Source organism: Sulfitobacter sp. TBRI5 (assembly GCF_051013555.1).
Classification (GTDB): domain Bacteria; phylum Pseudomonadota; class Alphaproteobacteria; order Rhodobacterales; family Rhodobacteraceae; genus JL08.
The window spans coordinates 3,825,688-3,849,104 of sequence record NZ_CP112884.1 but is presented as its reverse complement, the minus strand read 5'-3'; the positions used below and the strand labels follow the sequence as shown (position 1 = coordinate 3,849,104).

Below are 23,417 nucleotides of genomic sequence, written 5' to 3'. Positions count from 1 at the left end.
CAGACCACTTGTCGGACGTTTACAATGATCGGCTGGAAGCTTCTGATGTTTGATCTCATCCAGCGAACCATCGATCTCGTGCTTTGGACGCCTCCGGGGATCGATGGTAAAGAGGCGCGATATTACATGTTTCACCGCCTCGGACCGTGGGTTGCGAGCTTTTCTCATGGTTTATGGGCAATCACTTTTGCACTGAATGGTGTAACCGTGATGGCGAACTATAACATCGCCGTAACGCTTTTGTTTGCTGTGTACGGATTTCTTTGGCCGCGTCGCCAAGGCCCTATGTGGTACATCCACTTCCTCTATTTCGGAGAAATACCTCTGCATGCTTTGCTTGGCACGCTCTATGCAGGGGTCGGAGCAATGTTTTGGCTCTTCCCGCTTGTGTCTGCCATTGTGTGCTTGGTTACGCCGCAGTTTTCATGGGCGCGCAAAACTCTGATCTGCTCAGGACTCGTTGCTTATGCCGTCCTTGTTGGTGTCCTGGAAATCACATCGCAGCCCTGGGTGATAATGCCCGACGCGTCTATTATTTTCCTCTTCGTCTTAAATACGATCAGCGTGAGTTCGGCATTGGTCTTCTATCTGGGGCTTAACCAGTATCTGGTTGAAACCGCAGAAGAAGGTATGAAACGTGAATATGAACGGGCCGAGAATTTGCTACACAATATTTTGCCGACCCCAATTGCTTTGCGTTTAAAGAACGGCGAACGCGTCATTGCAAATGAGCATAGGGAAGTTTCGGTCATTTTCGCAGATATCGCGAACTTCACAGCCGCGAGCTCACAACTTTCGGCAGGCGAGCTTGTTGAGTCCCTTAATCTGATCTTCACTGAATTTGACAATCTAGCAGACAACTATGGCGCAGAAAAAATCAAAACGATTGGTGATGCCTATATGGTTGTTGTCGGGGTACCTGAAGACAAACGGAACCATGCCGAAATCGCTATCGAGCTTGCGACGGAGATGCATAAGGTCGCAGTAGCCATAAGCGCGCACACGCATTTCAATGTCAATTTGAGAGTTGGGGTCAATTCAGGACCGGTTGTGGCGGGCGTCATCGGCAAGCGCAAGTTTGCATATGACCTCTGGGGGGATGCCGTGAACTTGGCGTCACGCATGGAAAGCCAAGGATTACCCGGGCAAATCATTGTCACCGAGAATACGGCCAAGCTTTTGTCCGACCGTTTCACGGTGACCCCAGAAGGCATTCGCGACATCAAGGGCAAAGGTGAAATCCCGATATTCAGCGTAAAAACCAACACCTGAAAGGCCTTAGATCTTGCGATGTAGATCCAGGTTCCACGTGAGTTGCGCCAGCTTCGAGAACGCGTTATCGAACCGTCTGCTTTGTTCGCAAAGCTGCCACCAAAACACCAGACACCTAACGGCTGCTATCAATCAACCACGATCCCCAGCGACACGGATTGCAGCGGTCTTCACCGCCGCAATCCGCTTTGGGCAAGGCCGATCAGCGCAGGGCGGCTGTGACGATGAATTCCACCAGATAATCCGGTGTTGCCAGTTTCGCCTCGCCGCAGGCGCGGGCCGGTGTGTGGCCTTGGGGCACCCACGCGTCCCAGACTGCGTTCATGGCCTGAAAGTCCGACATATCGGCCAGCCAGATCACGGTTTGCAAAATCCGCGTCTTGTCGGTTCCGGCCTCGGCCAGCAGGGCATCAATCTGTTCCAGACAGGTTTTGGTCTGTTGGGTCACGTCATCTGCGGCATTGCCAACCTGACCGGCAAGGTAAACCATGTCCTTGTGGATCACGATCTGGCTCATCCGGGGGCCGGTATGTTTGCGGGTAATATCGCTCATTCTGTTTTCCTTTTCATGTCCGGAACCGTTCCGGATGCAATGCGTTCAGGATCGCGGGATCCAGATCACTGGGCTGACCCAGGCACAGGCGGGCGCAAATCGCCGACAGGGCCGGGGCCGTTTGTACGCCGTATCCGCCCTGACCCGCCAGCCAGAAAAAGCCGCTGGCATCCGGATCAAAGCCAACCACCGGTGTGCGATCGGGTGCAAAGCTGCGCAGCCCGGCCCAGGAATGGGTGGGGCGCGTGATTGGCATGGTTGTGGCCTGTTCGAAACGGTACAGCCCTTCGGCCAGCACCATGTCATCTGGATAGGCATCATGGGGATCAACCGGGTCTTCCTCGGCCGGGGACACCAGCAGTTTTCCGGCATCGGGCTTGGCATACCAGCTTTCAGAGGCCGAGGCGAACAGCGGCCAACGCTCGATATCGTGCCCGTCGGGCGCATTAAGCAACACCGCAGAGCGGCGCATTGGTGTCAGGCCGACCCCGCCAAGGCCGGCCATCTGCGCCACTCTGTCGGCCCATGCGCCTGCCGCGTTGACCACGATCGGGGCGCTGTGGGTTCCGTTTGGTGTGATCACGCGCCAGACACCGTTTTTATGCGCGATCCCCGTTACCTGCACACCCGTTTCCGTCTGTCCGCCCCGGTCGCGCAGCAGGCGGGCATAGCCCTGCAACATGCGGTCCACGTCAATGTCCTGCGCATCGGGTTCCAGAATGGCCGCCGCGATCCGGTCGCGGCGCAGGATCGGCACAAGGGCCACGGCCTCGTCCGCGGTTAGCCATTCCAGCCCGGTGGCCCCGTCTGCATAGGCTTCCAGCGCGGGCAGGTCATCTTCGTCCGCGATCAGCATTTCGCCGCGCGGCGACAGCAGTGACCGGTCCGAAATACCATCGGGCGCTTCCAGGACCGGCGCGGCAATCGCGTTCAGCGCCCGCAGCACCGCATTGCCGTAATTGCGAATAAACATCGCCGCCGAGCGGCCGGTGGAGTGATAACCGATATGCGCCTCGCTCTCGATCACGACAACCCTGACCTCTGCGCTCAGGTGGGCGGCGGCGCTGATGCCGGCGATGCCGCCGCCGATGATGATGACATCCGGTTGGGTCATGCCGATTGGTATCCTGTCAGAACGTGGGTCAGGTTGGCACCCAGTGCGTCGCACAGATATCCGCCTTCCTGCACAAAAAGTGTAGGAATGTTCAGGCCCGCAATTGCCGCGCCGATGCGGGCAAATCCCGGTGTGGTCACGGCCAGCCCCTTGAACGGATCGTCGATTGACGCATCCAGCCCCAGTGCGATCACGACCACATCGGCGCCAAAGGCGCGCACCCGGTCAAGACCAGTGGCCAGCGCATTCAGAAAACCGCCATCATCGGTGCCCCGGTCCAGCGGAATGTTCAGATTATAACCCAACCCCGCCCCGGTGCCCCGTTCCTGCGCGTGCCCCCAGAAAAACGGATAGAACCGCACCGGATCGGCATGGATCGATACGGTCAGCACATCGTCGCGATGATAGAATATGCCCTGGGTTCCGTTGCCGTGGTGCACATCCACATCCAGAATGGCGGCGCGCATCCCCTTGGCGCGCAACCGTTCTGCCGCGATCGCGGAATTGTTCAGAAAACAGAACCCTCCCGCCAGATCGCCAAAGGCATGGTGCCCGGGCGGGCGGGACAGCGCATAGGCCGCATTTGTTCCGGCCGCGATGGTATCGGCACCGGAAATGGCCGATTGCGCCGACCAGTATGCTGCTTCCCATGTGCCGGACGCGATGGGGCAGGCGGTGTCGGCCTGATGGAAACCGGCCTGACCGACTGCGGATCGCGGATAGCTGTCGGTTCGGTTCGCGGGATGGATATTGGGGATCACCTCGTCCCCGGCGCCGTCGATATATTGCCAGCGTTTGTAGATCGTTTGCAGAAACGTCAGATATTCAGGCGAATGCAGCGCGGCAATCGGGCCCAATCCGGCATCTTCGGGTGTGCTGAATTCACACCCCGCCTCTTGTGCGGCGTCGTGCAGCACCTTGATGCGGCCGGGCTGTTCGGGGTTGGGCAGGATCGCGCCGTTGGCCATGAAATGCTTTGGATCATGGTGCCATTGGCGATCGTCGAAAAACGCTTTCATCTCTGTCCTTTCAGCGCCTCAAAGGCGGGTCTGTCCAAAAGCATGGTGGTTTCATCGGTGCGCGCACCAAAGCCAAGCTGATCGTAAAACCGGCGGGCGCCCGACGCATCATGATAAACCGCCAGTTTCAGATATCCGGCGTTCCAGCGTGTGCCGGCATCCTGTGCGACCTGCGCCAGCAGGCGGCGGCCCAAACCGGTGCCCCGCGCAGACTTTTCGACCCAGAGATCAGATACAAAAACCCCCGGCGCAGCCAGTGTTGTCGACATGACAGGCGAATACATCGCAGCCCCGCATAATCCGGCCTCACCGTTCTCTGCAATCAGCGCGTAAAAGGCGGGTGTCGGGCCAAACCCGGCCTGTTCCAGCAGGGCAATATCGGCGGGGTGCGGATCGCCCAGATCGGCTGACAAGGCGCGCAATGCCTGATCCAGCAAAGGCAGGTCGGCACGTTCGACGCGGCGAATCGTGATGTCTTGCTGGGTCAAATCGCGGTCCTGTCGCTGCCTTTCAGGCCCAGCATTGCGCGTGCATCGGCAGGGGTGGCAACGTCGCGTCCCAACTGTTCGACAATCGCGCGGATCTTGCGCACCTGCTGGGCATTGGTTTGCGCCAGTTCACCGCGCGCAATCATCAGGCTGTCTTCCAGCCCGACGCGCACATGCCCGCCCATGCTGGCCGACATGGTGATCATCGGCATCTGGTGACGCCCTGCGGCCAGTACGGAAAACATGTAATCATCGCCAAACAGCTTGTCCGCGATCACTTTCATATGCATCAGGTTTTCAGGGTCCGGCCCGATCCCGCCCAAAACGCCGAATACGAACTGGATGAACAGCGGTGTCTGCACCAAACCGCGATCCACGAAATGGCGCAGCATGTAAAGATGCCCGACATCGTAGCATTCAAATTCGAACCGTGCGCCGCGCATCTGCCCCATCTCGGTCAGGACATGGGCCATATCGCGCGGCGTGTTCTTGAACACAAGATCATCTGATCCTTCCAGAAACGGTTTTTCCCAGTCGTATTTCCAGTCGCTGATCCGCTCTGCCGCCGGATAAAGCGCGAAATTCATCGTGCCCATGTTCAGCGAACACATTTCGGGTTCCGCCAGCTTCGGCGCGGCCAAACGGTCATCCAGCGTCATCACCGCGCTGCCGCCGGTTGTCAGGTTCAGCACCGCATCGCTGCTTTGCTTGATGCGCGGCAGGAACGCGCCAAAATGCGCGGGCGAGGCCGAAGGCCGGCCCGTATCTGGATCGCGCGCGTGCAGATGCAGGATTGCCGCGCCGGCTTCGGCGGCTTCGATCGAATGTTGGGTGATCTGGTCTGCGGTGACCGGCAAATAGGGCGACATCGACGGGGTGTGGATGGAACCGGTAATCGCGCAGGTGATGATGATCTTTGACATTCGACCCCGCTACGCTGCTGTGATCTCGGGCGCGATTTCATCGAAAAACTGCGCCAGCGACCGGTCCAGAATATCCGTGATTTCGTCCAACTGTGCCTCGGTCACGATCATCGGCGGACAGACCAGGAAATGATCGCCTGAAATTCCGCCCCGCGTGCGGCGCGAATAGATGATCAGCCCGTTGTTATAGGCAATATCGACAAGACGGTTATAGGCATTCATTTCGCGCGGGAGCGTGGCCTTGGTGGCACGATCGGCCATCATTTCAAACGCCATCAGCAGGCCCTTGCCGCGCACATCGCCGATGATTGGATATTTCTGCATCAACCCGTTCAGCCGCATGGCCAGCGCATCGCCCATCCGCGCGGCATTCTGCGTCAGCTCGTGTTGCTCAATCTGCTCCAGCACGGCCAGACCTGCAACACAGGCCAAAGGGTTGCCAGCGTAGGTATGACCGTGAATGAAACCGCCGCTGTCCAGCACCGCCTCGACCATGTCGTTGCGGGCGATCATCGCGCCCAAGGGCATGTATCCCGCACCAAACCCTTTGGACAGCGCAATCAGATCGGGCGCACCGTCCCAGTGATCGCCGCCGAAAAAACGCCCCGTGCGCCCGCCGCCTGTCATCACCTCGTCATGGATCAGCAGCACGTCGTAGTGATCGCAAATCTGCCGCACGCGCGCCATGTAGCCCGCCGGCGGTACCAGCGCGCCAGTTGATGCCCCGCCCACGGGTTCGACGATAAAGGCCAGCACGGTATCCGGGCCTTCCTGCAGGATTTTATCCTCAAGCATGTTGGCATAATGCAAACCCGTTGCCGGATCATTGGCGTCCAGCCCGTCCAGATAGGCGCGCGGTGCCGGGATTTTCGGCATCGTGTGCATCATCGGATCAAACGGTGCGGTCATCGGTGCATAGCCGGTGATGGAAAGCGCCCCCAGCGTCGAACCGTGATAGCTGGGATAGCGTGAAATCACCTTGGTGCGCTGCGCCTGCCCGCGGGTCAGCGCGTATTGCCGCGCCATTTTCAGCGTGCTTTCCACCGCTTCGGATCCGCCGGAAACAAAAAACACGCGGTCCAGTCCCTTGGGGGCCAGTGCCGCGGTCTTGCGGGCCAGCGCCTCGGACGGTCCGGTTTCGAAATGCAGCCGGTAGCCGAATGTCGATTTGTCCATCTGCGCGCGCATCGCGTCCAGCACAGCGGGGTTTGAATGCCCGATATTGCTGACCATCGCGCCGGACGATCCGTCGATATAACGTTTGCCTGACGTGTCCCACATATAGATACCGTCAGCCCGGTCCAGTTCGGGGCGGGCCAGTCGGGATTGATAGAACAAATGGTCCGACATCTATCCGGCTTTCTGCGGCAGGGCGCTGCAATCTTCGGGGTTCAGGCGGATGCTGACTGTATCGCCATCGGCAAACGGGCGCCCGCTGATCATGTTGATCGCCTGCAACTGCGTATCGCCCACGCGCACGAAATAGCGCGCCAGTTGCCCCTGATAATCAACCGCTTCCACTACGGCTTTCGCGGCGGCCTCCGGGTCGTTGCCCGCGCTAAGAAGCAGGTTTTCGGCGCGGATCATCAACTGTGCCGTATCCGCATCGCCCAGCGTTGTCGCGCGCGCGGCAGGCACATGAACCTTGCCGAATTCCGGCGTGTCCAGCGTAACGCCCTTGTCATCGCGCCCCACCACTTTGGCCGGCAGCAGATTGGACGCGCCCAGAAACGTTGCCACAAATTCGGAATGCGGGGTGTTGTAAACCTCGTCAGGGGGGCCGATCTGTTCAACCTCTCCGGCGCTCATCACCACGATCTTGTCCGACATGGCCAGCGCTTCGGACTGATCATGGGTCACGAAAATCGTGGTCACACCGATGCGGTCCTGAATGGCCTTCAATTCGACGCGCATATCCTCGCGCAGGTTGGCATCAAGTGCAGAAAGCGGTTCATCCAGCAACAGCACATCGGGTTCGATCACAATGGCACGGGCCATCGCGATGCGCTGTTGTTGCCCACCGGACAATTGCTGGGGATAGCGGTCTTCGACACCGGGCAGACGCACGATGTCCAGCGCGCTTTTGACCTTGTCCCGCATGTCAGATTTCGAAACGCCCCGATATTTCAGACCGAAGGCGATGTTTTCACCGATCGTGCGATGCGGAAACAGCGCATAGTTCTGGAACACAAGCCCCAGATTACGCTTGTGGATGGGAACGTCGTTGACGCGTTTCCCCCCCACCAGAATGTCGCCGCTGGTCGGGTCGGCCAGACCGGAAACCATGCGCAGAATGGTTGTCTTGCCGCACCCCGACGGGCCCAGAAGCGTCGTGAAAGACCCTTCTTCGAACACGATATTCGCGTTCTTGACAGCTTGGACAAACCCATAGGATTTTTTGATGTCGATCAGTTCAACACGGGCCATGCGCAGTGATCCAGTCAGTGGTTGCAAAGTTAGAGGTGCGGGCCGCCCTGTCGCGGGCGGCCTGCGTTTTTTTCAGGTACGGATCAGCCGCCTTTTGACACGCGGTTCCATTGCTTTGTCTGCTCTTTTTCAACTGCATTCCAGACCACGGGATCACGGAACACCAGTTCAGACAACGTACCTGTCGGATCATAGGCCGGAAGCGCCTCGATCGTCGGTGTCATCTTGACCTTGTTGGGATCCAGCGATGGCGGATACTTCTGGCCCTCGGCCACCGCTATGGCGGTCGCCGGGTCCAGCATGAAGTTCAGCAGTTCTTCGGCTTCGGCCATTGGCGAGCCTTTCAATACGAACATGCTTTCCATCCAGGCCAGCCCGTTGGGCGGATCCATATAGGCAATCGGATGCCCCTGCGCCTGCAAGGCAGCAACGCGGCCAGACCATGCTTCGGTGACATAGATTTCCTCTTTCGCCAGAAGATCCATCAGTTCGGCCCCCGAAGACCAGTATTTCAGAACCAGATCGCGATGCTCGCGCGCCTTGTCCCAGACGGCATCCCAGTCCTGAATGTTGTTCGGGTCCTGACCTGTCTGCAATGCGCCATACCATGCGCGGTTGGCCCAGTCGCCACCCCAGCCGCCGATCTTGCCCTTCAGTTCCTTATCAAGCAACAGATTGGCGCCCAGTTCCTTGGCCTTTTCTTCGGACACGTATTTCGTGTTATAGGCAATACCCGTCGTGCCGTAATCGTAGGGCACGGCCGACAGCGTGTCGGGGGTGATTTTCTTGAACGGTGCGATGATGGATGTCATCACATTCGCCATGTTGGGAATGTTGGCTTCATTCAACTCACTGGCATATCCGGCGTCCACCCAGCGTTTGTACCAGCTGACACCCGAGGAATGCAGGATGTTGTGCCCATCGGTGCTGCCCGCGGCCTTGATCTTGGTCAGCACTTCGGATTCGCCGCCGAACGTCGCATCGATCACCTTGTTGCCGGTAGCTTCCTCATAAGGATTGAACGCATTGGCGCGCAGCGCTTCAGAGACAACGCCGCCCCAGCCTTCGAAATTCAGTTCCGTGCCAGCCGCGCGGGCCTGTTTGGCCATGGTTGTCATCACGCCGCCGGTCACACCGGCATAGATGCCCGCTGCGCCCAGAAGGCCAAAGAACGAACGGCGGTCAATGTCGCCATTTCCCATCCGTTCGCGCAGGATTTCATACCGTTTGGTACTGTCTATCTTTTTCATGTGCTTACTCCTTGTTGGGGGGTTAAATTTTCTTGCGGGAAAAATAGCGCGCCAATGCACCCGCCACCAAAGGCACGCCAACGGTAATACAGATCATGACAAATCCCAGCGCGTTGATTTCGGGGCTGACCGAATTGCGCAGCATTCCGAAAATCTGGGTCGGCACGGTTTCCATGCCCGAAGGCCGCCAGAAGATCGTCGCGGTGATGTTGTCAAAGGAAATGGTGAACGCAAACAACGCGCCGGCAAAAACCGCCGGCAGCATCAGCGGAAACGTCACCTGAAAAAATGTCTGGACCGCGCTGGCGCCAAGGGATCGCGCCGCCTCTTCATAGTCGCGGCGGATGCCGGTCAGGCGCGCCTGCACCACCAGCACCACAAAGGGCAAGGCGATGATCGAATGGCCTAGCAGCAGCAAGCCAAACGATCGCGGCATGTGCAGCCAGCGCAGGAATATCAGCAACCCGACCGCCAGCACCGTTTCGGGCACCAGAACAGGGGAAATCAGGAACGTGGTGATGAAATCCTTGCCGCGAAACTGGTAGCGCACCAACGCCAGCGCGGCCAGAATGCCCAGCGTTGTCGAGATCACCGCCGTCAGCGCGCCAAGGATCAGCGAGGTGCGCAGGGCGCGCGTGATCGCCTCGTTTTCATAAAGCTTGGCGAACCAGCGAAAACTGAACCCCTCGATCGGGAAGCCGCCGAACTGCGATGAATTGAACGCCAGCACCAGCACCACCAAAATGGGCGCGAACATGAACAGGTAGACCATGATCGTGTAGGTTTTCAAAAGGCTCCAGACGCGCATATCCTGGCCCTACCTGAACGCTTTGGACAATTGGTTCAGCCCCATCAGGCGGCTGTAAAGCACCACAACCAGTCCCAGCAGGAACAGCAGAGTGAACGACAGCGTCGCTCCCATCGGCCAGTTCAGTTCCGACACGACGGCATCGTAAATCAGGTTGCCGAACAGAAAATCACCCGGTCCGCCCAGGATCAGTGGCGTGACATAGCTTCCCCCCGTCAGAACGAACACCAGCAGGCAGCCCGCCGCCAATCCGGGCATCGACAGCGGCAGCGTCACCTCGCGAAAGGCCTGCCACGGGGTGGCACCCAGCGTGCGCGCCGCCGGTTCAAGGTTTTCGTCAATGCCTTCCAGACTGACATAGATGTTCAGGATCATGTAGGGCAGGAACACGTGGATAAAGCCGACGATAACGGTGAATTCGTTGTACATCAGCGACAGCGGCGCATCGGTCAGCCCCAGCAACTGGAACAACCCGTTCAGCGCGCCCTGATTGCCGAAAATGTGAATCCAGCTGAGTGTACGGATGATGAAACTGATCCAGAACGGCAGGATCAGCAACAGCAGCAACAGCCATTTGTCGCGGAATTTGGTCATCGCGATGAAATAGGCCGGAATATAACCCAGAACCGCCGCCAGAAACGTCACGATCAGGGACAGGCGCAAGGTTTTCCAGATGGCGGTGTGATAATAGCTGTCGGTCAGCAATTCGTTCCAGTTGCCGAACTGAAACGCCACCCGATCCACAGCAAGATCGACGTTTTCGTAAAACGAATACACCAGAATGAACGCCATCGGGACAACGACCAGCACAGTAATGGCGAACAGCGAAGGCGACAAAAGCAGCCATGGCCGCGTGTCAGTTGTCTGCGTGGTTTCACCCATCTGCGTGTTCATCCCCGAGGTTTCATTTACTATTGCATGTGGGTCGGGAATTGGACAAATTGATAAGACGTATGGATAACATTGATTTGATTAATGCAAACCGGCAAGGAAGATAAATTCGTTTCCCAGCTTGACTGGAACCTGCTGCGCACCTTTGTGGTGATCGTCGAAGAGGCCAGTATCACCCGCGCCGCAACCCGCCTGTTGCGCGGGCAGCCTTCGGTCAGTCTGGCGTTGCAACGGCTTGAAACCGAACTGGAATGCCGGTTGATCGAACGCGGGCGCGGCGCTTTCCACCTGACGGCGGCGGGGCGGCAATTATACACCGAATGTATGGACATCTACGGCGGCATTGCCCGGCTCAAAGATATCACCACGGCCGCAGCCAAGGAAATTTCCGGCCAGGTCTCGATCCATCTGGCCAGTCACGTAATCACCCCGCTGCTGGATGATCTATTGACCGACACCAAACGCGATTATCCCAAAATCACCTTTTCGATCAAGACGGCGACCAGTGCGGATGTGGCCAAGGCTGTTGTGGACAAGACGGCCAGTTTCGGTATCTGTCTGGTCAATCGCCGCCTGCCGGACCTGACCTATCAGGTGCTCTACCGCGAATTTTTCGGGTTTTACTGCGGGCCGCAACATCCGTTGTTCGGACGGCGTGATCTGGTGATGGCCGATTTGCGCGATTGCGATATCGTATCCTTTGACACTGATGATCTGAACGACGCACTGCGCCCCGTTGCGTTGCTGCGCAAACAATACGACATGGCGCAGCGCATTGTCGGCCGGTCGTCGCAACTGGAGGAAGTGCGGCGTATGATCCAGTGCGGACTGGGCATCGGATCCCTGCCGCTGCATGTGGTCGAACGGGATGTGCGCGACGGTTTGTTATGGCGTCTGCCGCCGTTCTATGACCCGCCAGAGGTGGATATCTATCTGCTGATCAATCCCAAGAAACGGCTGAACCGCGCCGAACAGATTCTGGTGGATCGCCTGCAAAGCCAGATCAGTGCCATTCCACTGGATCAACGCACCTATCCACCCGCAGGGCAGGCCCACAGACCGATGAGCGATATGTCCACAAAAGGTGGCAGCGGACTTACATGAACACCAGTGCGCGCGAAATCTCGAAAATCGTATCCGCTTCGATCCGGATCGTATCGTCGGCAATCAGATCCGCACCGGGATAGAACGACCGCTTGTAAGCCAGTTCATGGTGATTGAACCGCAATTCCATCACATAATGATCGCTGGCGGGCAGGGCATGGCCGCCGAAATCCGTGCGCAACGCCGCCTCGACCCCTGTGCGGATGCGGGTGCAGGATTCGGCAGGTGTGATCGAAATCACTGATGCACCGTGCCCGTATTTGGTTTCGACGACCCCCATTTCCGGATTGACCGCCTGTGCCTGCGCACACATCGCCGCATCGCCCGACAGGAACACAACCGGCACCTTGTGGGTCGCCGCCAGCAACGCGTTGATGCCGAACTCGGACAATGGCGCGCCATTGAGGGTGATGTTGGCGTAAGTACCCGTCATCGTGTGCGACAGCGGGTTGCCGCCATCCGCTGCCGGCCCGTGCCAGCCCACCATCACCAGCGCATCAAAACTGTCGTCCAGTTCCTGTATCATCTTGTAAGGGTGGCCTGACCAGCCGCGTATCACACGCACACCCGATGGCAGGCGCGCGATCTCAAGGTTGCGGGCGGTTTCATGTGCGTCACGCACATAAATCTCGTCTGCGCCTGCGTTTGCGGCTCCTTCACAGGCCGCAATCGCCTCGTTCGTCATCAGGGTGCGAAAGGCGGGGTAATCCGGTCCGTCATGCAAGGCTTCATCCCAGTGGGCGATGCCTGCGATGCCTTCGATATCGACGCTTACATATACCTTCATGGGTCCCGCCTTCCGCTAATGCCTGATGCTGTCTTGTGCGGGCAGGCTACACGATGTTGGCGTCCGGACCATAGGGAAAGCCGGTGATGTTTTCCGATGTTTCCTTGCCGACGATCAGAATGTCATGCTCGCGATAGCCACCGGCACCGGGTTGGCCTTCGGGCAGCCACAGCATCGGTTCCATCGACACGACCATGCCGTCTTCCAGCACGGTATCGATATCTTCGCGCAGTTCCAGACCGGCCTCGCGCCCGTAGTAATGGCTTAGAATGCCAAACGAATGGCCATAGCCGAACGACCGGTACTGAAGCAGACCCTCGTCCGCGAAAAAGCGGTTGATCTCGTCGCAGATGCCCGAACAGGTCGCGCCCGGTTTGATCAGGCTTATCCCCAGTTCATGTGCTGCGACATTGGCCTTCCAGATGCGCAGGCTGTCCACATCCGGTTCGCCCAGAAACAGGGTGCGTTCCAGCGCTGTGTAATATCCCGAAATCATCGGGAACGTGTTCAGCGACAGGATATCACCGGTTTCCAGCTTGCGTGTCGTGACCGGATTGTGCGCGCCGTCAGTGTTCAGACCCGACTGGAACCAGACCCAGCTGTCGCGCAGTTCCGAGTTCGGATGCGCGCGGGCAATCTCCAGCTCCATCGCGTCGCGCCCGGCCATTGCAACATCGATTTCCCGCGTGCCTTCACGAATGGCATCGCGCACGGCAGCACCGCCGATATCGGCAATGCGCGCCCCTTCACGGATCAGCGCGATCTCTTCAGCCGATTTCACCATACGGCTGGCCATTGTATCCGGTGCGATATCCACCAGTTCGGGGTCTGACAACATGGTCGTCGCAGTGGTGCGGGCCGCAAGTGTCATATGATCCGCTTCGATCCCGATGCGGCGGGCGCCACCGGCCAGCATCGCAACTGCGCGCCAGTAATTGTCGCGCTTCCAGTCGGTGAAAATGACGTTGTCCCCGACCGAACGCCGCCACGGCTGACCGGCATCAATATTCGCCGAGACTGTTGTGCAGGCATCCTGTGTAACGACACAGCCATAGGGCCGCCCAAAACTGCAATACAAAAACCCGGAATAATAGGCGATATTGTGCATGCTGGTCAGCAAAACGACCGGAATGTCACGTTGCGCCATCAGCGCGCGCAGGTTGGTCAGGCGGCGATCATATTCGCCGGTGCTAAAGGGCAGGGGCGCTTTTTCGCCATTATGGCAGGTAAAAAACTCCGGGCGGTTTGATAGATCTTGCATGGATTTGTTCCTTGTCCACTGCCGGACATAAACCCATGCCCGGCCACACACCCCGGCGTTCAGGGCGGCAGGCCTTGCAAAGCAGGACCGTGACAGGGGACCACGGCCACGACGCCATCGCGGCAGCTGTCACAGGATTTCCGTATTGCCCGGCAATGCGCCGGTCAACACAAATTTTGGATTTCAGGTCGTGCGATCAGCTGGGCGTGATACCGCGCAACCTCTCGGACCGGCGACGCAGCAGTTCGACCGTTGTCAGCAGCATGATCGACAGAACCACCAGAATGGTCGCCACCGCCAGAATGGTCGGGCTGATCTGTTCGCGCAGGCCGGTGAACATCTGCCAGGGCAGGGTTTTCTGGCCGGATGAACCGACGAACAAAACCACCACAACTTCATCAAAGGAGGTGATGAACGCAAACAGCGCGCCCGAAATCACACCCGGCAGGATCAGCGGCATCTGCACCTTGAAAAAGGTCCGGACCGGTCCGGCACCCATATTGGCTGACGCCCGCGTCAGGCTGCGGTCAAAGCCAACCAGCGTTGCGGTCACGGTGATGATCACAAACGGAATGCCAAGGGCGGCATGGGCCAAGATCACGCCCAGATATTCACCCTGCAGACCGATGCGCGAATAAAAGAAAAACATGCCCGCCGCAGAAATGATCAGCGGCACGATCATCGGTGAAATCAGGATCGCCATGATCGCACGGCGGAACGGCACGTGATCCTGGCTAAGCCCGATGGCGGCCAGTGTGCCGAATGTAACCGACAGCAACGTCGCCCAGGGCGCGATGATAAAAGAGTTTTTCAGCGCGTGCTGCCAATCGGAATTGGTTAGGAAATCACGATAATGCTTCAGCGAATAGCCTTCGGGATCCAGCGCCAGCATTTCGGGCGTGAAGGTAAAGAAATCTTCGGCATTAAAGCTAAGTGGCATCACCACGACGATCGGCGCGATCAGAAAGAAAAAGATCAGCCCGCAGATCAGCAGGAACGTATTGTGCCACAGCACATCACCCGCGGTGGCATAAATCGGAACGCCGCGCCGGTAATCGCCCGAATGCAGCCAGTAGGCGAACCAGCTGTAGATCAGTCCAAAGATTGCACCAACAATCAGGCCGGACAGCCCCGCCATGATGAAACCGCCCAAACCCAGAACAATGGCCGTTCCCAGCCGGCCCGTCGCGCGGTTGGGCACCATCTTGATCAGGATGACGGCCAGCAGTGCGGCAACGATGATACCGCCGGCCACACCGGCCCAGGAATTGCCATTTGCCGTTCCCACAAGATACCCGCCAAACGCGCCCGCGGCGGCCATCAGGGGCAAGGTGAACTTGCCAAAATCGGGGGTCGGAATTTCTGATCTTAACTTGGCCATGTTTCTTACCCCAACTTCACGTTGTCGATACCGACAATCTTGTCATACACCCAGTAGAGCATCAGAACCGCGACCAGCAGGATGGTGCCCAGTGCCGCCGCCAGTCCCCAGTTCAAAGAGCTTGAGATGTGATAGGCGATCCGGTTCGAGATAAAGACACCTTTGGTGCCGCCCACCAGTTCGGGGGTGATGTAGTACCCGATGGCCAGAATGAACACGAGGATACAGCCCGCACCGATCCCCGGCACGGATTGCGGGAAATAGACCCGCCAGAACGCTGTCCAGTTGGTTGCGCCCAGCGATTTCGCCGCCCGCACATAAGATGGCGGGATGGTTTGCATCACCGAATAGAGCGGCAGGATCATGAAGGGCAGCAGGATATGTGTCATGGCCACAATCGTGCCGAACTGGTTGTTGATCATGATCAGTCGCGCCGCATCATCGACCAGACCCAGCCAAACAAGCGTATCGTTGATCACGCCCTGTTGCTGCAACATGACCTTCCAGGCAGAGGTTCGCACCAGCAGCGAAGTCCAGAACGGCAACAGAACCAGAATAAGCAGCATGTTCGACGTTTTGGACGGCAGATTGGCCAGCAAAAACGCAATCGGATAGCCCAGCAACACGCATGACCCCATGATCATCAGAGACATGAACAATGTGCGCTGGAACAGGGTGATGTAAATCTGCTGGTTCTCGGGACGCATTTCGACCCCGTCAACTCCCTTTTGCAGATCGACCGAGTTCAGGAAATACCCGTTTGTGTAATTGGAGGAATAGACCTTCAGCGTCTTCCACGTGTCGGGGTCTACCCAGTCTTCGTCGATATCGGCGAATTTTTCCTTGAACGGCGCATCTGCGGCCAGATCCCAGCGATCAATCCGGCGGCCGGATTTGCGGAACAGCGACGACATGCCGGTTTTTTCATAGTTCAGGCGCGACCCAAGCCGCGTGTGCAACTTGGCCTCGACAGCGATCTGCATGTCCTGCGCCAGTGCGGCAAACACCGCCTCGTCGGGCGCTTCGTTTGAATCGGGGTCCCAGTCTTGCAGCGCCCCGACGGTTCTGGGCAGCGTGTCGGGCACGATCGAGTTCTCGACCGAGCGGAACAGCATGTCTGCAATGGGAAGAATAAATGTAATCAGGATGAACACCAGCAACGGTGCAATCAGCATCAGCGCCCGCAGCTTTTCGCGCCGCAACGCCTTTGCAAGGCTTTTCTTCAGCGGTGTGCCATCTGCCGACAGGACAGGTCCGGTATCGGTTGTTGCATCACTCATGGTGTTCCCCGTTCTGTTTTAGGTCTTGGCCGTTTTCGGCTTCTGGTGGTTCGGGGGCGCAGTGGTCCGCGCCCCCGATGGATGTGTCAGGCAGGCCTATTGTGCCAGCCACGCCTGGAATTTCGCGTCGATGTCGTCGCGATAATCGGCCCAGAACTCGTAGTTATAAAGGAACGTGTTCTTGGCGTTTTCGGGATCGGTCGGCATGTGCGGTGCCATATCGATACCCAGTTCGGCGTGCTGGCCAACCAGAGGTGCCGAAGACTTGCGTGCCGGACCATAGGAAATCCACTTGGCCTGATCCGCAAGACGCTGCGTATCTGTGGCGAAATAGATGTAATCCAGCGCTGCTTTTTCACGCTCGGGCGACAGACCGGCAGGAATGATCCAGCCGTCAAGATCGAACACCTGCGCGTCCCACAGCATGGCAACGGGCTGGTCTTGCTCTTCGATCACGCTGAACAGACGACCGTTGTAGGTGGACCCCATAACCACTTCGCCATCGGCCAGCAGTTGGGGCGTATCCGCACCGGCCGACCACCAGATCACGTCATCCTTGATCGTGGCCAGTTTATCCAGCGCCTGCTGCTGACCTTCGGGTGTTTCCAGAACGTCGTAAACGTCTTCCTTGGCAACCCCATCACAGATCAGCGCCCATTCCATGTTGTTGATCGGGCGCTTTTCCAGTGAACGCTTGCCGGGATAGGCTTCGGTATCGAAAATTGCGCAAACGCTTGTGGGGGGCGTGTCACCCACCATGTCGGTGCGATAGCCGAATGTTGTCGAATAAACGATTTGCGGAATGAAGCAGTCGGAAACCAGCAGGTCGCCGAAATCTTCGCTGGCGGGTGTGCCATCGGGGGCAGGGGCCAGTTGTGTGTCGGCATCGATTTCCAGCGCAAGACCTTCGTCGCACAGGCGGATCGCATCGGATGCAACCACATCGACCACATCCCAGGTAATGTTTCCGGCTTCGTTCATGGCGCGCAGTTTCGCAACCGCTTCGGCCGAGCTTTCGTCGTTGATGATGTTCACGCCCGGATTGGCCGCCATATAGGGGTCGTGATAGGCGTTTTGCTGAGATGCAGAATATGCACCACCCCATGACACGATTGTCATGTCCTGGGCCAGCGCGCCGCTCGCTGCCAATGCGGCTGCACTTGCGGTGACGAACAAACTTGTGACTTTCATTTTACTCTCCCTTTATTTCCCGTAACTTTTACGTCCAGCGCTTCGGGTTATCACTGGATCGTCGGTCCGCCCAGCGGCAGACCGAACCGACAGCGCTAGGCGTCCAGCGCGCGGCAATCTTGTGGCAACCAGCCGATTTCAATCTGCTGTCCCGGTTTCAGTCGGTCCTGATCCGGGGCGTTGCGGGTCTTGATGACGAACTCGTCATTTCCGGCAACCCGCAGGCGGGTGCGGAAAATGTCGCCCATATAGATGAACTCCAGCACTTCGGCCTTCAGTGTGTGAACGCCTTTTTGCAAACGGTCCTTGTTGTATTCGACACGTTCGGGGCGGATCGACACGCGGGTGCGTTCGCCCGGCTGGCTGACATTGATCGGCTTGCAGTCAATCAGCTCTCCGTCGTCCAGCTGGACAATGGCAACGCCGTTGTTGACCTCTTTAATAACACCTTCCAGCGTGTTGTTTTCGCCGATAAATTGCGCAACAAAGCTGTTTTCGGGCTCTTCGTATAGCTGATCGGGCGGTGCCAGCTGCTGGATACGCCCGTCATCAAAAACGGCCACGCGATCCGACATGGTCAGCGCTTCGGTCTGGTCGTGCGTCACGTAAACTGTGGTAATGCCCAGTTCATGCGCCAGATGGGTGATTTCGAACTGCATCTTTTCACGCAACTGTTTGTCCAGCGCGCCCAGCGGTTCGTCCATCAGCACCAGTTCGGGTTCAAACACCAGCGCGCGTGCCAGCGCGACCCGCTGTTGCTGACCGCCTGACAATTGTGCGGGACGGCGTCCGCCGAACGATCCCATTTCGACCATATCCAACGCGCGTTTGACCTTGGCCTCGCGGTCGGACTTGCCGATATTGCGCACTTCCAGAGGAAAGCTGAGGTTTTCGGCGATCGTCATGTGCGGGAACAGGGCATAGTTCTGAAACACCATGCCGATACCGCGCTTGTGCGGCGGGATGTTGTTAATGGGTTCTCCGCCCAGCATGATTTCGCCGTGGGTTGCGGTTTCGAACCCCGCCAGCATCATGAGGCAAGTGGTCTTGCCGGACCCTGATGGCCCAAGCATGGTCAGAAACTCGCCGCGGGGAAGCGCCAGGTTCAGATCTTTGACGACAAGCGTTTCGCCATCATAACTTTTCTGGACGTGCTGAAATTCGACGAATGCGTCGCTGGATGAATCGGCCACGTTGTCTCCCTGTCTTTCTGTTTTATCGGTTGAGGTGCCAGCGAACCGGCCCCCACCGGTTTTGACATAGTAAAAGGCATCAGATAGGCGACATGCAACCGGTTTTTGTTATTTTCTATAGTGTTGCCGGAAAAAAGGCGTCAAAACGGCCCTATTTTACGCAGTTTTGCACCAGATGCCTCATGTGCCACGCCAGTGCCTGATTGCTGGACAGAACCGGTTTGCCTAAAGCCTGTTCAATGGCTGGAATCGCATCGTAGGTACGCAGATTCGTGCAGCTTAGAAAAACACCCTCGACCGATGGGTCGGCCCCCAGTTTCACCGCGGCATCGACAACAGAAGCCGTTGAAATCCGAACAACTTTTGCCTCCTGGGCCTCGCCAAAGCTGCCAAAGACAGACATATCCACGCCGTTTTGCGCAAATGCCGCGCGCAACGGCTCGTTCACCTCTTCTATATAGGGCGACAACAGCGCGATCCGCGACAGGCCGCGCGCTGCGCAGGCCGCAACGGTCGCGCGCAGCGGATTAGTGACCGTGTCCACATCGCACGCCCCCTGAACCAGTTTTTCGATCCGCTCTGATCCGATCACCGAACTGGCTGACGTGCAGCCATACCCGATCACCGGAAAGTGCAATCCTTTGGGCAACAGGTCTGCCGCGGCCGTCAGATCGGTCTGCATCTGCGACAGGGTCTGGTGCGTCACCGTCTGACCCGATGGAATGCGGCTGACATAAAGCGGGCTGGGGTGATCGGCGAAATAGCGTTTGAAATCGGGTTCTATCGTTTCATCCGTCTGCAAGACGATCAGCCCGATGGGCGGTTTTTGTGGATCATCGCGGTCCAGCGTATAAGGATAACGGCTCATATGATTTGCATCTCCGCCGTGGCGCGCGGCGACAGGAATTCCGGTGCGCCTTCGGTGATCAGAATATCCTCTTCGTGCACCAGAATTCTGCCGTTGACAGCGATCCCCGGTTCCAGCGTCAATACCATACCCGGTGCCAGAAGGGTATCATCTGCGGGAATGAACGATGGCCATTCGGTCAGCGACATGCCCAACCCGTGCCCAAGACGCCCCGCATCCGTGGCACCGGCCCCCTTGCTCAGAATGTCGTTCATGGCATGGAACAGATCGGCGGCCCTGTAACCGGGGCGGGCGATGGCGGCGGCGGCATCGGTCGCATCGATCAGGGTTTTATACGCATCTGCCACCGGCGGTGCCACCGGTCCGACCGACCAGTTGCGGTCGTAATCGCAAAAATACCCGTCCCAGACCAGGCCGGTATCCAGCATCAGCACATCGCCCTGTTGCAGCGGCACGGGGCGCGCGGGGGAAATCACATCGCTGTATCCGCCCTGTTCCGCCCCACCGGCCAGATAGGGCACCCAATCGGCCCCTTCCTGCAGGCACAGCATCTGGAACTGCCGGAAAATCCGGTCCAGCGGCACGCCTTCGCCCGCGATTTCCGGCACCCGCCGAAAGGCGCGCGCGGCCACTGCGCAGGCGGCGCGGATCTTGTCCACCTCAAGCGGTGATTTGATCCGGCGCAGGTCGCGCACGATCTGCTGATCGCCCGTCAGCGTTCTTGCGCCCAGATCATGTGCCAAACGTTGCAGATCGGCCCATGGCATCCGCACATGGGTTTCCGGCCCGTCGGGCAGGCCGATCCGCGCATGTTCCGGCGTCAGTTCGGCCAGTGTGTCGCACAGCAGCGACAGGCCGTCATCTTCCAGATCGGGAGAGGACCAAGTGCGAATGTCGCGCACCCAAGTCTGTGCCATCAACGCCGCCCCGATGGACGGGATCACCGCAACCGGCGCGCCGCTGGCAGGTACGATCAGAAACCACGGGCGCGTCGGGCTTTCCCAGAACCGGGTCAGATAGCCGCTGAAATAGCGCACATCGGTTTCGCAGGTCAGCACCAGCGCATCCAGCCCGCGCTGGCCCATCAGGTGCTGGGCCTTGGCCACGCGGGCCTGAAATTCGGCATCGGGAAATCCGCGTTGCGGTTCGCTATTGCTCATCAATCGGCCACTTCGGACAGGAAACACAGAACCCGCGCGTCCGCGCCGATCCCGACAGCGGCGCGCGCCTGTTCGGTAAGAACCATCGCCACGCCGGCCCCGCCTGACGGCGTTGTGGCCAAATCTGCCTGTGCCATCGCGGGCAGCATCGCTGAAACCGCAGCATCGGACATCGTCACAAACCAGTCGGCATCACGCGCCAGCCCGTTCAGGGCGATAATCGACGGTTCCTTGCAATCCAGCCGCCCCATGATGCTGTCAAGACCGGTTGTGGTTACACACTTGCCAGCTTCGATGCTGGCCTGCAGGGCCGGAGCGGCGTCAGGTTCAACCACGATGATAGTCGGCGCATTGCCCCACACCTTGCGCGCATAGGCGGCCACCGCCGTCGCCAGCCCGCCAACGCCGGCCTGCAATACGATATGGGTTGGCACTGTCGGGCATTGCTCAACCGCTTCGGCGGCCATTTGCAGATAGCCTTCCATCAGGATGTGGGGCAGTTCGGTATATCCCGCCCAGGCGCTGTCAGACAGCAGGGTCCAGCCGTTGGCATCCGCCGCGGCAGCTGCGGCGGCCATGCTTGCGGCATAATCGGCCCCTTCGCGTACCACATCCGCCCCCTGATCGCGCAATCGGATTGCAAAGCTTTCCGGTACGGTTTCGGCGATATAGATGACCGCGTTTGCACCGAACACCCGCGCGCCCGCCGCCACCGACATGCCGTGATTGCCCGCACTTGCCGTGACATAGGTGCGCCCCCGCAACGTAGTGGCGTCCGGCATTTCGGAAAGATCGCTGGCGTGGCGCGCAATCACGTAAGCCGCACCCAGTGCCTTGAAACTTCCAAGGTTCATGCGCGTGCGCTCATCCTTGACCCACAATGCGGAAATTCCCGCCTGCGTGGCCAGACTTGCGGCGTCCAACAATGGCGTCTCTGCCGCGGCAGGGCAGTGTTCCAGCAACGCCGCAACCCTGTGCGCGGCGATACTGGGATAGGGCGCTTCGGCCACCAGTTTCGGTTTGGCGCGGTGCGGGTTGGCGACAGCTTTCATGCCTTATCCCAACACGTCGGCCACGGCGGCCTTGGTCTGGGCCACCAGCTGATCTGCTTCGGGTTTGGTCAGGCAAAAGGGTGGTGCAAAGCCCAGAATATCGCCCTGCGGCATCGCCCGCCCGATCACGCCACGCGCGGCCAGTGCGCCGGCGATCTGCGGGCCGGTTTTGTCGGCGGCATCGAAAAATACACGATCATCCTTGTTCTTCACAAATTCCACCGCACACAACATGCCTTCACCACGAATGTCGCCCACATGCGGATGATCACCCAGTGCGGCGTGCATCGACTGGTTCAGATAGGCACCCACATCGGTGGCATTCGCGATCAGGTTCAGATCGTCGATCAGTTTCAGGTTCGCGACACCGGCCGCCGCACAGATCGGATGCGCCGAATAGGTCCAGCCATGCCCGATCGGGCCGTTTTCATCGGTGCCCTGTTCCAGAACCGCCCAAACCTTGTCGCTGACGATCGACCCCGACAGCGGCGCATAGGCCGATGTCAGACCTTTTGCGATGGTGATAATATCGGCTTCGATCCCGTAATGGTCCGATCCGAACATGCTGCCCAGCCGGCCAAAGCCGGTTACGACCTCGTCGGCGATCATCAGAATGTCGTGCTTTTTCAACACTGCCTGAATGGCGTCCCAGTACCCTTCGGGCGGGGGAACGATGCCACCGGTGCCCAGCACCGGCTCTCCGATGAAGGCGGCGATGGTATCGGCCCCTTCGCGGGCAATCAGATCTTCCAGCGACTGCACGCATTGTGCAACAAACTGCGCCTCGTTCTGGTCGGCATCCGTGCGGCGGTAATAATAGGGCGCATCGGTGTGCAGCACCTGCGCCAGCGGCAGATCGAATTTCTTGTGAAACAGCTCAAGCCCGGTCAGTGACCCGGTGACAAGCCCCGACCCGTGATAGCCGCGCCAGCGCGATATGATCTTTTTCTTTTCCGGGCGACCCAGAATATTGTTGTAATACCAGACCAGCTTGACATTGGTTTCGTTGGCGTCCGATCCGCCCAGCCCGAAATAGACCTTGGACATATTCGAAGGCGCGCGATCCAGGATCATCTTGGACAGGGTGATCGATGCCTCCGTGCCGTGCCCGACATAGGAATGGTAATAGGCCAGTTCGCCGGCTTGCTGGGCAATGGCGTCGGTAATCTCGCGCCGTCCATAGCCTGCATTCACGCAGTAAAGTCCGGCAAACCCGTCCAGCAATCTGTTGCCGTCGCGATCCTCGATATGGCAGCCGCTGGCGGTCTGGATGATCCGCGACGGGCTTTCGCCACGGGCGTGCTGGGCCAGATGGGTCGAGGGGTGAAAGAAATTGTCACGGTCCCATTGGTCCAGTTGATCGTTGCGCAGCATGTTAGGTTCCTTTTCAGTGCA

At 58.6% G+C, this 23,417-nt stretch carries 22 protein-coding genes; 2 read left to right on the top strand and 20 right to left on the bottom strand.

Features of this window, described 5'->3' with window-relative positions; all coding sequences use genetic code 11:
- Nucleotides 1–24 precede the first annotated feature (24 nt).
- A complete protein-coding gene (locus tag OLX72_RS19200; RefSeq protein ID WP_433989342.1) occupies nucleotides 25–1,272 on the top strand; it encodes an adenylate/guanylate cyclase domain-containing protein in 1,248 nt (415 codons plus the stop codon).
- A gap of 202 nt (nucleotides 1,273–1,474) precedes the next feature.
- On the opposite strand, the gene OLX72_RS19195 is transcribed toward OLX72_RS19200, so the two are convergent.
- The 10 genes from OLX72_RS19195 to OLX72_RS19150 all read right to left on the bottom strand — a co-directional run bounded on the left by OLX72_RS19195 (nucleotide 1,475) and on the right by OLX72_RS19150 (nucleotide 10,748).
- Nucleotides 1,475–1,825 (bottom strand): RidA family protein, encoded by a 351-nt coding sequence (locus OLX72_RS19195; RefSeq protein WP_114869641.1) that lies wholly within the window; start codon nucleotides 1,823–1,825, stop codon nucleotides 1,475–1,477.
- 13 nt (nucleotides 1,826–1,838) lie between these two features.
- Complete coding sequence (locus OLX72_RS19190) at nucleotides 1,839–2,939, bottom strand: NAD(P)/FAD-dependent oxidoreductase (protein ID WP_433989341.1); 1,101 nt, start codon at nucleotides 2,937–2,939, stop codon at nucleotides 1,839–1,841.
- Nucleotides 2,936–3,958 carry a histone deacetylase family protein gene (locus tag OLX72_RS19185; protein ID WP_433989340.1) on the bottom strand — a complete coding sequence of 341 codons (1,023 nt, stop codon included), beginning with the start codon at nucleotides 3,956–3,958 and terminating at the stop codon, nucleotides 2,936–2,938. The genes OLX72_RS19190 and OLX72_RS19185 overlap by 4 nt, the downstream gene beginning before the upstream one ends.
- Complete coding sequence (locus OLX72_RS19180) at nucleotides 3,955–4,446, bottom strand: GNAT family N-acetyltransferase (protein ID WP_254684731.1); 492 nt, start codon at nucleotides 4,444–4,446, stop codon at nucleotides 3,955–3,957. The genes OLX72_RS19185 and OLX72_RS19180 overlap by 4 nt, the downstream gene beginning before the upstream one ends.
- The gene (locus OLX72_RS19175) at nucleotides 4,443–5,369 is read right to left on the bottom strand and encodes a 3-keto-5-aminohexanoate cleavage protein (RefSeq protein ID WP_114869644.1); all 927 of its coding nucleotides are present in this window, start codon (nucleotides 5,367–5,369) and stop codon (nucleotides 4,443–4,445) included. Before OLX72_RS19175 ends, OLX72_RS19180 begins: the two co-directional genes overlap by 4 nt.
- Nucleotides 5,370–5,378: 9 nt before the next feature.
- Complete coding sequence (locus tag OLX72_RS19170; RefSeq protein ID WP_114869645.1) at nucleotides 5,379–6,719, bottom strand: aspartate aminotransferase family protein; 1,341 nt, start codon at nucleotides 6,717–6,719, stop codon at nucleotides 5,379–5,381.
- The gene (locus tag OLX72_RS19165; protein ID WP_114869646.1) at nucleotides 6,720–7,796 is read right to left on the bottom strand and encodes an ABC transporter ATP-binding protein; all 1,077 of its coding nucleotides are present in this window, start codon (nucleotides 7,794–7,796) and stop codon (nucleotides 6,720–6,722) included.
- A gap of 83 nt (nucleotides 7,797–7,879) precedes the next feature.
- Nucleotides 7,880–9,046 carry an extracellular solute-binding protein gene (locus OLX72_RS19160; RefSeq protein WP_433989339.1) on the bottom strand — a complete coding sequence of 389 codons (1,167 nt, stop codon included), beginning with the start codon at nucleotides 9,044–9,046 and terminating at the stop codon, nucleotides 7,880–7,882.
- Between the two features lie 22 nt (nucleotides 9,047–9,068).
- On the bottom strand, nucleotides 9,069–9,854 hold the full coding sequence (locus OLX72_RS19155) for an ABC transporter permease (protein ID WP_433989338.1): 786 nt from the start codon (nucleotides 9,852–9,854) through the stop codon (nucleotides 9,069–9,071).
- A gap of 9 nt (nucleotides 9,855–9,863) precedes the next feature.
- Complete coding sequence (locus OLX72_RS19150; protein ID WP_254684732.1) at nucleotides 9,864–10,748, bottom strand: ABC transporter permease; 885 nt, start codon at nucleotides 10,746–10,748, stop codon at nucleotides 9,864–9,866.
- Between the two features lie 81 nt (nucleotides 10,749–10,829).
- Between OLX72_RS19150 and OLX72_RS19145 the strand changes: the two genes are divergently transcribed.
- Nucleotides 10,830–11,849: a LysR family transcriptional regulator gene (locus OLX72_RS19145; protein WP_114869649.1), complete on the top strand. Its 1,020-nt coding sequence runs from the start codon at nucleotides 10,830–10,832 to the stop codon at nucleotides 11,847–11,849.
- On the opposite strand, the gene OLX72_RS19140 is transcribed toward OLX72_RS19145, so the two are convergent.
- From OLX72_RS19140 to OLX72_RS19095, 10 genes are all read right to left on the bottom strand, one after another.
- Complete coding sequence (locus tag OLX72_RS19140; protein WP_433989337.1) at nucleotides 11,842–12,636, bottom strand: M55 family metallopeptidase; 795 nt, start codon at nucleotides 12,634–12,636, stop codon at nucleotides 11,842–11,844. The two genes, OLX72_RS19145 and OLX72_RS19140, sit on opposite strands and share 8 nt — an antisense overlap.
- Before the next feature lie 46 nt (nucleotides 12,637–12,682).
- Nucleotides 12,683–13,897: a M24 family metallopeptidase gene (locus OLX72_RS19135; protein ID WP_114869651.1), complete on the bottom strand. Its 1,215-nt coding sequence runs from the start codon at nucleotides 13,895–13,897 to the stop codon at nucleotides 12,683–12,685.
- A 196-nt stretch (nucleotides 13,898–14,093) separates the two neighbouring features.
- Nucleotides 14,094–15,278 (bottom strand): ABC transporter permease, encoded by a 1,185-nt coding sequence (locus OLX72_RS19130; RefSeq protein WP_114869652.1) that lies wholly within the window; start codon nucleotides 15,276–15,278, stop codon nucleotides 14,094–14,096.
- A gap of 5 nt (nucleotides 15,279–15,283) precedes the next feature.
- Complete coding sequence (locus OLX72_RS19125) at nucleotides 15,284–16,558, bottom strand: ABC transporter permease (protein WP_433989336.1); 1,275 nt, start codon at nucleotides 16,556–16,558, stop codon at nucleotides 15,284–15,286.
- A 96-nt stretch (nucleotides 16,559–16,654) separates the two neighbouring features.
- Nucleotides 16,655–17,749, bottom strand: a complete 1,095-nt coding sequence (locus OLX72_RS19120; protein WP_114869654.1) for an extracellular solute-binding protein — start codon at nucleotides 17,747–17,749, stop codon at nucleotides 16,655–16,657.
- 95 nt (nucleotides 17,750–17,844) lie between these two features.
- A complete protein-coding gene (locus tag OLX72_RS19115; protein ID WP_114869655.1) occupies nucleotides 17,845–18,942 on the bottom strand; it encodes an ABC transporter ATP-binding protein in 1,098 nt (365 codons plus the stop codon).
- 151 nt (nucleotides 18,943–19,093) lie between these two features.
- The gene (locus tag OLX72_RS19110; RefSeq protein WP_114869656.1) at nucleotides 19,094–19,810 is read right to left on the bottom strand and encodes a maleate cis-trans isomerase family protein; all 717 of its coding nucleotides are present in this window, start codon (nucleotides 19,808–19,810) and stop codon (nucleotides 19,094–19,096) included.
- Nucleotides 19,807–20,970: a M24 family metallopeptidase gene (locus tag OLX72_RS19105; RefSeq protein ID WP_114869657.1), complete on the bottom strand. Its 1,164-nt coding sequence runs from the start codon at nucleotides 20,968–20,970 to the stop codon at nucleotides 19,807–19,809. Before OLX72_RS19105 ends, OLX72_RS19110 begins: the two co-directional genes overlap by 4 nt.
- The gene (locus tag OLX72_RS19100) at nucleotides 20,970–22,022 is read right to left on the bottom strand and encodes a pyridoxal-phosphate dependent enzyme (RefSeq protein ID WP_433989335.1); all 1,053 of its coding nucleotides are present in this window, start codon (nucleotides 22,020–22,022) and stop codon (nucleotides 20,970–20,972) included. Before OLX72_RS19100 ends, OLX72_RS19105 begins: the two co-directional genes overlap by 1 nt.
- A gap of 3 nt (nucleotides 22,023–22,025) precedes the next feature.
- Nucleotides 22,026–23,396 (bottom strand): aspartate aminotransferase family protein, encoded by a 1,371-nt coding sequence (locus tag OLX72_RS19095; RefSeq protein ID WP_433989334.1) that lies wholly within the window; start codon nucleotides 23,394–23,396, stop codon nucleotides 22,026–22,028.
- Nucleotides 23,397–23,417: the final 21 nt, after the last annotated feature.